Source organism: Variovorax sp. 10N432 (assembly GCF_056394465.1).
This window is the reverse complement of sequence record NZ_JBFTHX010000005.1, coordinates 38157-51612: the sequence shown is the minus strand read 5'-3', so window position 1 is coordinate 51612 and position 13456 is coordinate 38157. Positions and strand designations below refer to the sequence as shown.

At 67.1% G+C, this 13456-nt stretch carries 12 protein-coding genes; 3 read left to right on the top strand and 9 right to left on the bottom strand.

Annotated elements, in window-relative coordinates:
* Positions 1 to 3 precede the first annotated feature (3 nt).
* A complete protein-coding gene (locus AC1DF3_RS07885; protein WP_478139294.1) occupies positions 4 to 798 on the bottom strand; it encodes an alpha/beta fold hydrolase in 795 nt (264 codons plus the stop codon).
* Positions 798 to 2108: an O-acetylhomoserine aminocarboxypropyltransferase gene (locus AC1DF3_RS07880; protein ID WP_286526233.1), complete on the bottom strand. Its 1311-nt coding sequence runs from the start codon at positions 2106 to 2108 to the stop codon at positions 798 to 800. Before AC1DF3_RS07880 ends, AC1DF3_RS07885 begins: the two co-directional genes overlap by 1 nt.
* Before the next feature lie 136 nt (positions 2109 to 2244).
* On the opposite strand from AC1DF3_RS07880, the gene AC1DF3_RS07875 reads away from it, so the two are divergent.
* Positions 2245 to 2694, top strand: a complete 450-nt coding sequence (locus AC1DF3_RS07875; RefSeq protein WP_286535662.1) for a CBS domain-containing protein — start codon at positions 2245 to 2247, stop codon at positions 2692 to 2694.
* Positions 2695 to 2703: 9 nt separating this feature from the next.
* Here AC1DF3_RS07875 and AC1DF3_RS07870 read toward each other — a convergent pair whose 3' ends face one another.
* Both AC1DF3_RS07870 and AC1DF3_RS07865 read right to left on the bottom strand, forming a co-directional pair.
* The gene (locus AC1DF3_RS07870) at positions 2704 to 3690 is read right to left on the bottom strand and encodes a Bug family tripartite tricarboxylate transporter substrate binding protein (protein ID WP_478139293.1); all 987 of its coding nucleotides are present in this window, start codon (positions 3688 to 3690) and stop codon (positions 2704 to 2706) included.
* A complete protein-coding gene (locus AC1DF3_RS07865; protein ID WP_478139292.1) occupies positions 3687 to 4775 on the bottom strand; it encodes an adenosine deaminase family protein in 1089 nt (362 codons plus the stop codon). The genes AC1DF3_RS07870 and AC1DF3_RS07865 overlap by 4 nt, the downstream gene beginning before the upstream one ends.
* A gap of 83 nt (positions 4776 to 4858) precedes the next feature.
* On the opposite strand from AC1DF3_RS07865, the gene AC1DF3_RS07860 reads away from it, so the two are divergent.
* On the top strand, positions 4859 to 5779 hold the full coding sequence (locus AC1DF3_RS07860; RefSeq protein ID WP_478139291.1) for a LysR family transcriptional regulator: 921 nt from the start codon (positions 4859 to 4861) through the stop codon (positions 5777 to 5779).
* Here AC1DF3_RS07860 and AC1DF3_RS07855 read toward each other — a convergent pair.
* On the bottom strand, positions 5776 to 6993 hold the full coding sequence (locus tag AC1DF3_RS07855) for a polyhydroxyalkanoate depolymerase (RefSeq protein WP_478139290.1): 1218 nt from the start codon (positions 6991 to 6993) through the stop codon (positions 5776 to 5778). The genes AC1DF3_RS07860 and AC1DF3_RS07855 overlap by 4 nt on opposite strands.
* Positions 6994 to 7094: 101 nt before the next feature.
* Here AC1DF3_RS07855 and AC1DF3_RS07850 point away from each other — a divergent pair, with 101 nt between their 5' ends.
* Complete coding sequence (locus AC1DF3_RS07850; RefSeq protein ID WP_286526218.1) at positions 7095 to 7751, top strand: glutathione S-transferase; 657 nt, start codon at positions 7095 to 7097, stop codon at positions 7749 to 7751.
* A gap of 250 nt (positions 7752 to 8001) precedes the next feature.
* Here the strand turns inward: AC1DF3_RS07850 and AC1DF3_RS07845 are convergent, their stop codons facing one another.
* From AC1DF3_RS07845 to AC1DF3_RS07830, 4 genes are read right to left on the bottom strand one after another with little or no spacing between them, the layout of a single operon-like run.
* The gene (locus AC1DF3_RS07845; RefSeq protein ID WP_478139289.1) at positions 8002 to 8358 is read right to left on the bottom strand and encodes a DOPA 4,5-dioxygenase family protein; all 357 of its coding nucleotides are present in this window, start codon (positions 8356 to 8358) and stop codon (positions 8002 to 8004) included.
* 56 nt (positions 8359 to 8414) lie between these two features.
* On the bottom strand, positions 8415 to 9893 hold the full coding sequence (locus tag AC1DF3_RS07840; RefSeq protein WP_478139288.1) for a TolC family protein: 1479 nt from the start codon (positions 9891 to 9893) through the stop codon (positions 8415 to 8417).
* On the bottom strand, positions 9883 to 11226 hold the full coding sequence (locus tag AC1DF3_RS07835) for an HlyD family type I secretion periplasmic adaptor subunit (RefSeq protein WP_478139287.1): 1344 nt from the start codon (positions 11224 to 11226) through the stop codon (positions 9883 to 9885). The genes AC1DF3_RS07840 and AC1DF3_RS07835 overlap by 11 nt, the downstream gene beginning before the upstream one ends.
* Positions 11226 to 13406, bottom strand: coding sequence for a type I secretion system permease/ATPase (locus AC1DF3_RS07830; protein WP_478139286.1), 2181 nt, complete (start codon positions 13404 to 13406; stop codon positions 11226 to 11228). The genes AC1DF3_RS07835 and AC1DF3_RS07830 overlap by 1 nt, the downstream gene beginning before the upstream one ends.
* Positions 13407 to 13456 lie beyond the last annotated feature (50 nt).

The following is a 13456-nucleotide window of genomic DNA, read 5'->3' as shown; positions in this document are numbered from 1 at the left end:
CGCTCATTCCAGGAAGTCGCGCAGCGCGAACAGCACCGCGTCGGGTGCCTCGCTCATGAGCGCGTGGCCGGCCTTGACGGTGACGACCTTGGCGCCCGGCGCCTTCTGCGCCAGCGAGCGGGCGGCCCGCGGCGGCGTCATCTGGTCGGCCTCGCCGAGCAGGAACAGCACCGGGCATCGCACCTTGGCCAACGCCTGTTCGCCGTTGGCGTAGTCGTTGCAGGCCTTGAAGCCGATGTGGAAGACGTTGGCGTCGGTGTTGCTCGCGAGCACGCGGCGCATCAGCGCCCGCGAACTGCCGGCGAGCCAGACCCCCGGACCGAGCGGCGGCGCCAGCATCGAATGCGAGAAGGTGCTGACCATCGCGATCGTGCGCTGCGGGTCGTCGAGCGCGCCATCGAGCAGCGCCGGCGACACGGTCATCGGGTAGGCCGTGCCGACCAGCGCCAGGTGCGTGACCCGCTCCGGCGCGCGTGAGGCGGTCTCCAGTGCGATCAGCGAGCCGAAGCTGTGGCCGACCAGCGCGGCCTTGGCGACACCCGCGGCATCGAGCAGCGCGACGATGAAGGCGGCGGCGTCTTCGACGCTGGCGGGCGGCGGGCCCGCGCTCCTGCAGTGTCCCGGCAGGTCGACCGCGAGCACGTTCCAGCCGTGGTTGGCGAACCAGCGGCTCTGCAGGATCCAGACGCTGTGGTCGTTGAGCACGCCATGGATGAAGACCACCGTCGGCTTGGCGGGGTCGAGCGGCTTGCCGCCGGTGTAGCAGTAGGTGGCGTGGCCGTTGACGATCAGCTCCATCACGCACCCGCCTTTTCCGCCGCCTTCAGGGCGCGCTTGAGGTCGTCGATCAGGTCGGCCGGGTCTTCCAGCCCGATCGACAGGCGAATCGTGCCCTGCGAGATCCCGGCGCCGGCCAGTGCCTCGTCGGTCATGCGGAAGTGCGTGGTGCTCGCCGGATGGATCACCAGGCTGCGGCAGTCGCCCACGTTCGCCAGGTGGCTGAAGAGCTTGAGCGCCTCGATGAACTTCTTGCCCTGCTCGCGGTTGCCCTTGAGGTCGAAGCTGAACACCGCGCCCGCGCCCTTGGCGCCGTGGCGCAGCAGCTTGTTGGCCAGCGCGTGGCTGGGATGCGATTCGAGCAGCGGATGGCCCACCCGCGCCACGAACGGATGCGCGGCCAGGAACTCGACCACCTTCTGCGTGTTGTCGATGTGGCGCGCCATGCGCAGCGGCAGGGTCTCGATCCCCTGCAGGATCAGCCAGGCGGTGTGCGGGCTCATCGAGGCGCCGAAGTCGCGCAGGCCTTCGCGGCGGGCCCGCAGCAGGAAGGCGCCGACCGTGCTCTCCTCGCTGAAGACCATGTTGTGGAAGCCGTCGTAGGCTTGCGTGAGCTCGGCGAACTTGCCCGATCGCTCCCAGTCGAAGCTGCCGCCGTCGACCACCACGCCGCCGATCACGGTGCCGTGACCGGACAGGAACTTGGTGGCCGAGTGGTAGACCAGGTCGGCGCCCCAGTCGAAGGGCTTGATCAGGTAGGGCGAGGTCAGGGTGGAGTCGACCAGCAGCGGCACGCGGGCGGCGTGCGCGATCTCGCTGACGGCCGGGATGTCGAGCACGTCGAGGCCCGGGTTGCCCACGGTCTCGCCGAACAGCAGCTTGGTCTCGGGCCGGATCGCGGCGCGCCAGCCGTCGAGGTCGCCGGGCTTGACGAAGGTGGTCTCGATGCCGAAGCGGCGCATCGTGTAGTGCAGCAGGTTCTGCGAGCCGCCGTACAGCGCGGTGCTGGCGACGATGTGCGAGCCGGCGCCCATGAGGGTCGCGATCGACAGGTGCAGCGCCGCCTGGCCGCTGGCGGTGGCGATCGCCCCGATGCCGCCTTCGAGAGCCGCCACGCGCTGCTCGAGCACCGCGTTGGTCGGGTTGCTGATGCGCGAGTAGACATGGCCCGCGCGCTCCAGATTGAACAGCGCCGCGGCATGGTCGCTGGATTCGAAGACGAAGGAGGTCGTGAGGTGGATCGGCACCGCCCGCGCGCCGGTGGCGGGGTCGGGTGCGGCGCCGGCATGCAATGCCAGCGTGTCGAAGCCGGGGTCTGAGTAGCCGGACATGAGCGCCTTTCGAGAATCGTTTCTGCAATGCCCGGTTACGCGCGCGTCGGCGCGTCGATCACGGGTCGGTGGACGGGCGGCCATTGTGGGCTATATTCAAATCGGCACGCCGCCGAGCAAGCGAGGAGCAAATTACATGAAAGTCAGCGATATCCTGCGCGTCAAGGGCAACACGCTCTTCACGGTCACGCCCGACGAACCCCTGGCCAGCGCGGTCAACGTCATGGCCGACAAGGACATCGGCTCCCTGGTGGTCATGGAGCACGGCGACCTGGTCGGCATGCTGACCTTCCGCGAAGTGATCGTCGCCATCGTCGCCAACGGCGGCCAGGTCGGCGGCACCCTGGTGCGCAAGGCGATGGACGACCATCCCGTCACTTGCACCCTCGAAACCGACCTCGACGAGATCCGCCGCATCATGCTGGAGCGCCACGCCCGCTACATGCCGGTGATGGACAAGCGCATGCTGATGGGCGTGATCAGCTTCTACGACGTCGCCAAGGCGGTGGTCGACAGCCAGAACTTCGAGAACAAGATGCTGAAGGCGTACATCCGCGACTGGCCGGCGGAGGACGAGTCGTCCTGAGCCCGCGGCTCACTCCTTGATGTTGGCCGCCTGCACGATCTTCTGGTTGCGGGCGTATTCCGATTTCACGAACCGACCCAGGTCCTCCGGCGAGCCGGTGCCGGGCAGCGCGCCCTGCTCCTGCAGCTTGGCGCGCACTTCGGGGTCCTTCAGCACCGCGTTGAGCTCCTGGTTCAGGCGGCTCACGATCGGCGCCGGCGTGTTGGCCGGCGCGAAGATGCCGGTCCAGCTCACCATGTCGAAGCCCTTCAGGCCCGGCATCTCGCCGAAGGCCGGCACTTGGGGCAGGGCCTCCAGCCGCTGGCTGCCGGTGACGCCGAGCGCCTTCAGCCGGTTGCCCGTCACGTGCGGGATCGCGCTGGTGCTGACCAGCATCGCCAGGTCGACCTGGTTGCCGATCACGTCGGTTGCGATCTGGGCGCCGCCGCGGTACGGCACGTGGGTGACGAAGATCCCGGTGCGCTCCTTCAGCAGTTCCATCGCCAGCTGGAGCACGGTGCCGACGCCCGAGGTGGCGTAGTTGAACTTGCCGGGCGAGGCCTTGGCGAGCTTCACGAAATCGGCGAAATCCTTCACCGGCAAACCGGGACGGGCGACCAGCACCATCGGCGCCGTGTTCAGCATGCCGACCGGCGCCAGGTCCTTCAGGGGATCGAACTTGAAGGCGGCCGGGTTGATCAGGCGGCCGATCGCGATCGCGCTGTCCGGCCCGGCCACCAGCGTGTAGCCGTCGGGCGCCGCGTTGACCGCCTTGGCCACGCCGATGGCGCCGCCGGCGCCGGTCACGTTCTCGATCACCACCGATTGCTTGAGCCGTTCGCCGAGCTTGGTCGCGACCAGGCGGGCCGTGAAATCGACGCTGCCGCCGGCCGAGTAGGGGACGATCAGCGTGATCGGCCTGGCACCGGGCCACGACGGCTGGGCCGAGGCCACGCCGGCCAGGGTGCCCAGCAGGGCGGCGGCGAGGAGCAGGGGTTTGGCGATGGGTTTTTTCATGGGGTCGGCAGGAAGGAGTCCGGGGAGAGGCTGGCACGGAGCTGGTCGAATTCGGCGCTCCAGTCGGCACGCCACCGGCGACGCTGCGCATCGTCGATCCAGGCGCCGTCCAGGCCGTTGTGCATGAAGCCGCGCAGCTCGTCGACCCCGAAGCCGAAGTCGCGCACCATCATCCGCCAGGCCCCGGTGGGCGTGACCTTGTGCAGGGTCGGATCGTCGGTGTTCGGGTGGATGCGCAGGCCCAGGCCCGGCATGCGGCGGATCGGATGGTCGAGCGCCCAGCGCTCCGGCGGCAGCGTGCGCAGGTAGTAGGAGTTGGTCGGCACGACCGTGAACAGCACGCCGCGCTCGGCGCATTCGCGTGCGAATTCCGGCCGGTCGACCACCGTGTAGCCATGGTCGATGCGGTCCACCTGCAGCAGGTCGAGCGCCGTGCGCACGTTGGTCCAGGGCATGCCGAACTCGCCGGCGTGCGCGGTGGTCTTGAGGCCGGCGCGCCGGGCGTCGCGGTAGGCCTCGGCGAACAGCTCGGGCGGCCGGTCGTTCTCGCGGTAGTCGATGCCGATGCCGATCACTTCGTCGCATCGGTTGGCGGTGACCCACTGCACCATCTCGACCGCCGCCTCGGGGCTGGCCTCGCGGTCGATCGCCGCGATCAGCCGGCCGACGATGCCGAACGACCGCTCGGCATCGTGGATCGCGCGGACGATCGCATCCTGGGCCTGGCGGTAGCCGATGCCGGAGGCATGCACGGTGCCGGTCGGGTTCCAGAAGAATTCGCTGTAGCGCACCTGGTGCGCCGCCGCGTCCTGCAGGTATTCGAAAGTGAGCCGGTGCAGGTCGTCGGCGCTGCGCACCAGCTGGGCATCGAGCGCCCGCAGCACCCGCAGCACGCCGACCGGCTTCTCGCCCCGGGTGTAGAAGCCCTCGATCTCGTCGTCGGCCAGCGGCGCACCGGCGCGGCGGTTGAGGTCCGCGAAGGTGTCATGGCGGACCGTCCCGAACAGGTGGCAGTGCAGTTCGACCTTCGGGATCGCCCGCAGGAAGGCATCGAGGGGGTCGGGGAGGGCCGTGTCAGTGCGCATGCCGCCCAGTCTAGGCAGGGCGCTGAAATAAGGAAAATTTTGAATTCCTATAATTTCATTCACTGAATCCATAACCGAGGTCCATGGCTTCCACCTTGCCATTGCGTGCGCTCACCTTGCGCCAGCTCCAGTGCTTCTCGGTGCTGGTGGAAGAGGGCCAGTTCGGCCGCGCCGCGCGCCGCCTATCGATCACCCAGCCGGCGCTGAGCAATGCGATCAAGCAGATGGAGAAGCTGCTCGGCGCCGAACTGCTGACCCGCTCGACCCATCGGCTGGCGCTGACGCCGGTCGGCGCCGAGGTGCTGGCGCGCACCGACTACCTGGTCAACACCTTCGAGGTCGCGCTGCGCGACATCGAGAGCACGGTGCGGCGCGGCCGCGCCTTCGTGCGCATCGGCGTGATCCCTTCGGCGAGCGCCCGGGTCGCGGCGGCGGTGGCGGCATTCGTCGGCGGCGACGCGCCGCACGGCGTCGAGTTCGCCTGGCGCGACGCGCCGTCGAATGCGCTGCTGGCCGAAGTGCGCAGCGGCCAGCTCGACCTCGCGGTGGCCGCCATCACCGAACCGCCGGGCGGGCTGGTCTGCATCGACCTGTTCCGCGATCCGCTGGTGCTGGTGGTGCGGCGCGATCACCCGCTGGCCGCTGCCGGCGGCGCCGACTGGGAGGCGATCGGCGGCGAGCGCCTGGTGCTGTTCGAGAGCGGCAGCATGCCGGCCCTCGGCGATCCGGCCCGGGCCCAGTTCGCGCAGGGCTCGGAGCCCTACCGGGTGGGCTATTCGGAGACGCTCTACGCCCTGGTGCGCGGCGGGCTTGCGCTCGGGTTGATGCCAAGGCTCTACACGTCCTCGCTGCGCGACGATGAACTGGTGGTGCTGCCGCTGAGCCGGCCTGACATCGAGCGCCGCATCGTGCTCGTCTACCTGCCTGGCCCGATGCGCAACGTTGCGTCGCAGGCGCTGATCGCGCACCTGCGGCAGGCCCTGGTAGCGACGACCGTGTCCTAGTGCAGTTCCTGCGCCGTGTGGATCATCTCCCGCACCCGCGGATAGATCTGCGTGTTCCATTTGCTGCCGCTGAAGACGCCGTAGTGGCCGACGCCGGCCTGCAGGTGATGGGTCTTGAGGTAGGGGCGGATGCTGGGGCACAGGTCCTGCGCCGCCACGGTCTGGCCGACCGCGCAGATGTCGTCGCGCTCGCCTTCGACTGTCATCAGTGCGGTCCGGCGGATGGCCGCGGGGTCCACCCTGCGCTCGCCGACGGTGAGCTCGCCGCGCGGCAGGTCGTAGGTCTGGAACACCCGCTCGACCGTCTCGAGATAGAACTCGGCCGGCAGGTCGTTGACCGCCAGGTATTCGTCGTAGAAGTTCCGGATCGTGGCGGCCTGCTCGAGTTCGCCTTCGACCAGGTGGTGATAGAGCTTCTTGAACTGTTCCTTGTGCCGGTCGGGATTCATGCTCATGAAGGCGCTGAGCTGCAGGAAGCCCGGGTACACGCGCCGCATCATCCCCGCGTGCGGCCAGGGCACCCGGCTGATCAGGTTGCGCTCGAACCAGCCGATCGGGCGATCGGTCGCCAGCTTGTTCACCATGGTCGGATTGATGCGGCAGTCGACCGGGCCGGCCATCAGGGTCAGGCTCAGCGGCGCGGCGGGATGGTCGTCCTCGGCCATCAGCGCGGTCGCCGCCAGCGCCGCGACGCAGGGCTGGCAGACCGCCATCATGTGGGCGCCGGGGCCGATGGCCTCGAGGAAGCTCACGATCTGCAGCGTGTAGTCGTCGAGGCCGAAGCCGCCGTTCCACAGCGGCACGTCGCGGGCGTTGTGCCAGTCGGTCAGGTAGACGTCGTGGTCGCGCAGCAGGGTGCGCACCGTTTCGCGCAGCAAGGTCGCGAAATGGCCCGACAGTGGTGCGGCCAGCAGCACCTTCGGCTGCACCGCCTTGGTGTCCTTGCGGAAGTGCAGCAGGGTGCCGAAGGGCGCGACCAGCGCGACCTCTTCGGTGACCGCGGTTTCCTCCCCTTCGGACAAAACGCTCTTGATGCCGTAGTCGGGCCGCGTGTGGGTCAGCCGCAGGTGGGCGTAGACGTCCATCGCCGCGGCGATGCGGCGGGCGGCGCTGCGGTCCGGCCGGGACTTCCACACGCTGCTGCCGAAGTACTGGGCTGCGAGCCGGGACGGCGAGAGCAGGTCGGTGTGAGTTTGGTAGGCCCGGTACAGCATGGGGGGGCTGCAGGCAAGTTGCGGGCCAAGGCGAGGCGGTGCACTGTTCTGGCACAGGGCTTGCACTGGTGCAGAGCCGATCCGGCAGCCCAGGAGTCTCCATGGCCAAACCCGTCCTCACCATCAGCAGCAAGAACTACGGCGCGTGGTCGTTGCGCGGCTGGTTGATGTGCCGGCTCGCGGGCCTGGATTTCAGCGAGAAGGTGATTCCGCCCGACGACCCGGCGATGAAGGCCGAGATGCTGCTGCTGTCGTCGTCGATGCTGGTGCCGTCGCTCGAGCATGCCGGCATCAAGGTCTGGGACACGCTGGCGATCGGCGAATACCTCAACGAGATCAAGCCCAAGGCCGGCCTGTTGCCGGCCGATGCCAAGGCCCGGGCCCATTGCCGGGCGATCTGCGGCGAGATGCATTCGGGCTTCAGCGCGATGCGCAGCTCGCTGCCGATGAACGTCAAGGCCAGGTTCCCGAACTTCAAGATCTGGTCGCGCGCGCAGGCCGACATCGACCGCGTGGTCGCGATCTGGCGCGAGTGCCTGAAGGCCTACGGCGGCCCGTACCTGTTCGGCAAGCAACCCTGCATCGCCGACGCGATGTATGCGCCCGTGGTGACGCGCTTCTTGACCTACGACGTGACCCTGGACACGGTTTGCGCCGGCTACTGCAAGCGGATCATCGAACTGCCGGCGATGCAGGAATGGATCAAGGCGGCGAAGCAGGAGCCGGAGGAAATCGACGAGCTGGATGCGGAGTTCTGAGGCCTAGTCGAATTCCAGGCCCGCGAAGAACAGGTACGCAGCGGCACACAGCAGCCACGGCAGGAGAACGGCCGCGACGCACTCGATGATGTCGCGCAGGGATCGAGGCTTCTTGGGCATGAGGATCGCTTTCGCCGGCGGTGGCCGGTCTGCGATCTTCAGAAGTGCATGCTGTCGCGTCTGCGAGCGCCTTCCGTTTCAGGCGAAGAAGTTTCCTTGATGACTGTGGCGAATTGCTGGTCGGCGCAGCTCAGGCGGCCGGCCGGCTGAACATGCGCAGATCGAGTGGCGACTCGTTGCCGAGCCACATCGCATGCGCCGTGTGGTCCTGGTAGTCGTCGCCGGTGAGGCCGTGCAAGAAGACGTCGAGTCCCTCGCGGTGGGCCTCCAGCCAGGCAATCACTTCATCGAACTCGGCGGCGTCGAAGGCGATCTGGCAGCTCCAGTGCGGATGCGGGCCGACGAGTTTTTCGTGCACGCGGCCGACCACCACCAGCAACTCGCGCCCCGCCTGCTCGGCGATCCGGCGCGCCTGGGCGACCGTCTCAGGGCCGAAGTAGAGGTGGGCGTGGTACTGGGGGTAGAGGTTTTCGGGGCGGCGGGGCATGGTGGGCCGGCGGGTGGTCTGCAGCTTATCCCAGTGTCTGGCTGAGTCAAGCACGTTCAGCGAAGCTTGCGTTTCGCCAGGCTCAACTGCATGCGGCCCAACTGGCCCGCAGTGGCCAGCAATCTCAGCCGGGCCGACCGCCAATCGGCCTGGCAGCGAACGCGTTCCTGCTCCGCTTCGGCCAGCAGGCGCTGGGTGCTGAGCAGTTCCAGGATGTCGGCCGCCCCGGCGGCATAGCGCCTTTCTGACGATTTCGCCGATGCCCGGGCGGCGTCGAACAGGTTTTCGGAAGCCTGGAGGTTGTCCAGCGACGACGAGGCGTCGGCATGCGCCTTCACGACTTCGGTGAGCACCTGCTGTTCGGTGTCCCGCCATTCGGCTTCGCTTTGCTCGACCTGGGCCTGCGCACGCCGCATCTTGTAAGTCCGTGCGAATCCCTCGAAAAGTGGAACCGTCAGCGTGATCCCGACGGTCGTGATGTTGCTCCGTACAGCCTGCAGGCCTTGGTTCGGATAGCCGTTCTGATAGAAGTTGGCGTTCAGTTCCACGGTCGGGAGCCCCTCCGCCCGCACGGCCTCGGTCTTGGCTTTCGCCGCGAGCCACTGCGCCCGTGCCGAAGCCAGGGCAGGATGCCGTGCCTGCGCTTCGGCCAGCCATTGCTCCAACTCTCTCAAGTCGTAGGAGGCCGTCCTTTCATTCGCCGGCCCCTGGAACTCGGTCGATGGCGGAAGTGTCATCGGAAGACCTGCTGGCAGCGCCATGGCGCGTGTCAATAGTGCCATCGCCTTGCGCAGGTCGCCCTCGGCCCGTTTGCTTTCCAGCTCGGCCCGGGACAGCGCCGACTGGGCTTGCAGCAGGTCGCTTTGTGCCGAGACTCCCCTGGCTTCGCGGCGCTGCGTGGCGAGCAGGCTGCTTTGAGCAAGTTGCCTCGCCGTGTTCTTCGCTTCCAGGGTCGCCTCCGCCGTGATTGCGTCGAAGTAGGCCCCGACAGTGGTCTCCAGCGTTCTTTGCAGGGTTGCATCGTGTCCGGCGATCGCTGCATCCAGCAGTTGAACGGCGGCTTCGCGGTTGGCCTCCCGGGCGCCGAAGTCGAACAGCCGCCAACCGGCACCGACATAGCTCGTGCGTCCGTCGCTGGTGCTTCCCGGCAGGGAGGCGTCGGGATAGGTGGTCTTGTTGCGCAAGCGGCTCAACGATGCCGTCAGGGTGGGCCAGTAGGCCGCGCGGGCCTCGCCAAGCGCGGCAGCCTGCATCTTGATGGCCGCCCAGGACGACTGGGCGCGCGGGTTGTGGCACAAGGCCCAGTCGACTGCATCGGCCAGGGCCAATGGCTGTGCAATCTGCGACGCATCGGAGGCCCTGCAGCCGACGGCCTCGGAATCGCCGGGGAGAATCGCGCCGATGTCCAGGACCGGAGGGCGGGTGTCCAGCGGATCGCTCGGCAGGCCCTGTGCGTGCCAAGCCAAAACGGGCACAGGCGCATTCAGTGCGCAGGCGATTGCGGCCGCTTGCAGCAGCCGAAAGCTAGCGCTCATTCAGGCTCTCCCGACTGTGCCGGATCAAAGGGGACAGAACGTACTCGATGACGCGCCGCGTACCGGTCTTGATTTCCACGCTGGTGGACATGCCCGCAGACAAGGCGACTTCGCGTCCGTCAATCTCCATCGACGATTCGTCGAGCAGGACCTTGACCGCGTAGAGCCAGCCCTGCTTCTCGTCCTGTATCGCATCGCGCGAGATATGGGTGACCCGTCCCGCCAGCGTTCCGTACTTGGTGTACTCGAAGGCATCGATCTTGACCGATGCGCGCTGTCCCTCCTGCACGAAGCCGACGTCCTTGTTCTCCAGGAAGGCTTCGATCTCGACCGCGCTTTGCAGTGGCACGATCTGCATCAGTGCCTGGGCCGCCGGAACCACGCCCCCCACCGTGTGCGTGCTCAGCTGCTGGACGGTCCCGTCGACTGGCGACACAAGCCGCAGCAGCTCGCTTCTCACGCCGGCCCGGCGGGCGTCCTGACTTGACGATGCCACGATGCGATTGGCCTCGCTCAAGGCGTCCTGGGCGATGCGGCGCGTTTCTGCCTTCAAGGCCCCCGACTGGTGGCGTGCTTCGTCGAGTTGGCCTTCCAGATCGACCCGTGCCTGCTCTTTCTCGGAAGCGGCGTGGGCCGACACGTCACCGGTCTTCGCCAGCGCGGCGTAGTCGTTGGCGCGCTGGGCCGCGAGCGGGAGTTCTTCCCGGTAGCGCCGTATCTGTCCTTCGAATTGCCGAACTTTGGCCGCATAGTCTTGCCACTGGTCCGACAGGTGGCGACTGGCATCGCGCCATAGCTGCACGGGAACGCCGTCGATGGGGTCCAGTCGAGGCGGCTGATGCGCTTCGGTGGCGGCGAGCAGGGCACGTGAGCGCGCCGCCTGCAGCAGGGCGACTTGCCTGTCTCCCTCGGCCTTGTCCCGTTCGCTGTCACTGGAGCGGGTGTCCAGTTCGATCAGCAGGTCGCCCGCTCTGACCGATTGGCCTTCGACGACGTGCAATGCCCGGACGCTCGCCACTTCCACCGCCGAGATCGTCTTGGTGCGGGCGCTGGGAATGATCTTGCCGTTGGCGTTCACGGTGACGTCGATCCGACCGAGGATGGACCACACCAGGGCCGTCATGACCAACGCCATCAGGATGCTTGCCACCCATCGCCCCGCCGGCGAAACGGGCTGTGCTTGCAGCGACAACGTCGCCGGCAGGAACTCAGCCTCGTGGGCGTCCAGTGCCGGTGAGGCCAACGATTCACGTTGCGCCCAGAAATGCGAGAAAACGCTTCGGTAGCGAAGCCAGAGTTCGGCCCAGGCGGCCCGCCGGTGCGAGTGCTTCATCACCGCGCTCCCTGAATCATCTCCAGGGCATCCTGCGCCGGAGGGGGTCGGCCCGCCGACCCGGTCTGCAATGCGTGGAGGTGCGCATAGATGCCATCCGGCCGCCCAAGCAACTGCGCATGGCTGCCTTCTTCCGCGATCTGTCCGCGATCCATGACGATGATCCGATGCGCCTCCCGGACGGCCGAGAGGCGATGCGCGATGATGAGCACGGTCCGGCCCCTGCAGATCAGGCGCATGTTGTCCTGGATGACGTTCTCCGATTCGTAGTCCAGGGCACTGGTGGCTTCGTCGAAGATCAGGATGCGCGGATTCGAGATCAAGGCGCGCGCAATCGCGATCCGTTGGCGCTGGCCGCCGGACAGCCCGACGCCGTGTTCGCCGACCATGGTGTCGTAGCCTTCCGGCATTTCGCAGATGAACTCGTGGGCGCCGGCGAGCTTGGCCGCCGCCATGATGGCCTCGATGTCCAGCGTCGGATCGCTCAAGGCGATGTTGTCGCGGATCGAGCGATTGAACAGGGTGTTTTCCTGCAGGACCACACCGATCTGCTGGCGCAACGAGGTGGTGTCGATGATCGCGATGTCCTGGCCGTCCACCAGCACCCGCCCGCGGTCGGGGACGTAGAGGCGCTGCACCAGCTTGGTCAGCGTGCTCTTGCCCGAGCCCGACCGGCCGACGATGCCGATCACCTCGCCGGGCGCGATCCGCAGCGAAACGCCCCGGATCACGTCCGGTGCGTCGGGTCGATAGCGGAAGCCGATCTGGTCGAATTCGATCGCGCCCACCAGTCGCGGCAGGCGCGTCTTCTGGCCGCTGACCTCGGTCCGCGCATTGAGAATGTCGCCCAGACGGCTCATCGAGATCCCGACCTGCTGGAAGTCGTTCCAGAGCTGCGCCAGGCGCAGGATCGGCGCGGTCACCTGCGTCGACAGCATGTTGAAGGCCACCAGTTCACCCACGGTCAACTGGTTGTCGATGACCAGCGACGCACCGAGCCACATGATCGCGACGGTCGACATCTTGCTGATGAGGGTGATGCCGCCGCCGGCGATGGTCGCGATATTGGTGACGGACTGGCCCGCGCGCACGTAGCCTGCCAACTGCTGGTCCCATTTGCGGATCCAGCGCGGCTCGACGGCCATCGCCTTGAGGGTGTCCATCCCGCTCAGCGTCTCGACCAGGAAGGACTGGTTCTCGGCGCCCCTGTTGAACTTGTCGTTGAGGCGCGCGCGGATGATCGGGGTGAACAACAGGGAGAGTACGACGTACAACGGGATCGAGGCAACCACGATCAGCGTCAGCCAGACGCTGTACCAGAGCATCACGCCCAGGAACACGAGGGAAAAGATGAGGTCCAGCACCACGGTGATGCCGTTGCCGGTCAGGAAGGAGCGGATGTTTTCCAGTTCCCGGATGCGGGCGACCGAGTCGCCCACGCGCCGCGCCTGGAAGTAGGGCAGAGGCAGGTTGAGAAGATGGCGGAACAGGCGGGCGCCGAGTTCGACGTCGATCTTGCTGCTGGTATGCGAGAAGACCCAGGTCCGGATGCCCGTGAGGGCGGCCTCGAAGAGGTTGGCGCAGACCAGCCCGACAGCGATGACGTTGAGCGTCTTCATGGCATGGTTCACCAGCACCTTGTCCATGACGACCTGGAAGAACAACGGCGTGACCAAAGCGATGAACTGGAGCACGAAGGAGATCAGCAGCACTTCCGTCAGCAGCCTGCGGTACTTGATCACGGCCGGAACGAACCAGGTGAAGTCGAACTTCGCCATGGCACCGGCATAGCTGGCCCTGCTTGTGAAGAAGACCATCTCGCCGTTCCAGCGCGAATGGAAATCGGCCAGTGGCAGCACGCTCGGCGCCTCTCCGGGACGCATCACCAGTAGGGTTGGGTCTTGGGCCGAATCGTCGAATTTTCCGATGATGAAGTAGCGTCCGTCCTGGTCCTGGGCCACCACCGGGAACGGAGTCTTGCCGAGCCGGTCCGGGTCCTGCCTGATGGCCCGCGCGTGCAAGCCGAGGCTGCGTGCCGCCAGCACGAGTGTCGGCGTGTCGAACGCCTCGTGGCCGAACTCGAGGCGAAGCTGTGCCTCGTCGGCCGGCAGGCCATGGAGCCTGGCCATGACCAGCAGCGACACCAAGCCGGTGTCCTGCTTTCGTTCTTCTTCCTGCATTTCCTGTCCCTGTATTCCCACCCAAGTTCGTGGCTGGCGCTTCGATCGAC

Excerpts from the sequence above, each read along its gene's own strand:
- AC1DF3_RS07885 (WP_478139294.1), bottom strand. The coding sequence starts at position 798 with ATGGAGCTGATCGTCAACGGCCACGCCACCTACTGCTACACCGGCGGC.
- AC1DF3_RS07880 (WP_286526233.1), bottom strand. The coding sequence starts at position 2,108 with ATGTCCGGCTACTCAGACCCCGGCTTCGACACGCTGGCATTGCATGCC.
- AC1DF3_RS07875 (WP_286535662.1), top strand. The coding sequence starts at position 2,245 with ATGAAAGTCAGCGATATCCTGCGCGTCAAGGGCAACACGCTCTTCACG.
- AC1DF3_RS07870 (WP_478139293.1), bottom strand. The coding sequence starts at position 3,690 with ATGAAAAAACCCATCGCCAAACCCCTGCTCCTCGCCGCCGCCCTGCTG.
- AC1DF3_RS07865 (WP_478139292.1), bottom strand. The coding sequence starts at position 4,775 with ATGCGCACTGACACGGCCCTCCCCGACCCCCTCGATGCCTTCCTGCGG.
- AC1DF3_RS07860 (WP_478139291.1), top strand. The coding sequence starts at position 4,859 with ATGGCTTCCACCTTGCCATTGCGTGCGCTCACCTTGCGCCAGCTCCAG.
- AC1DF3_RS07855 (WP_478139290.1), bottom strand. The coding sequence starts at position 6,993 with ATGCTGTACCGGGCCTACCAAACTCACACCGACCTGCTCTCGCCGTCC.
- AC1DF3_RS07850 (WP_286526218.1), top strand. The coding sequence starts at position 7,095 with ATGGCCAAACCCGTCCTCACCATCAGCAGCAAGAACTACGGCGCGTGG.
- AC1DF3_RS07845 (WP_478139289.1), bottom strand. The coding sequence starts at position 8,358 with ATGCCCCGCCGCCCCGAAAACCTCTACCCCCAGTACCACGCCCACCTC.
- AC1DF3_RS07840 (WP_478139288.1), bottom strand. The coding sequence starts at position 9,893 with ATGAGCGCTAGCTTTCGGCTGCTGCAAGCGGCCGCAATCGCCTGCGCA.
- AC1DF3_RS07835 (WP_478139287.1), bottom strand. The coding sequence starts at position 11,226 with ATGAAGCACTCGCACCGGCGGGCCGCCTGGGCCGAACTCTGGCTTCGC.
- AC1DF3_RS07830 (WP_478139286.1), bottom strand. The coding sequence starts at position 13,406 with ATGCAGGAAGAAGAACGAAAGCAGGACACCGGCTTGGTGTCGCTGCTG.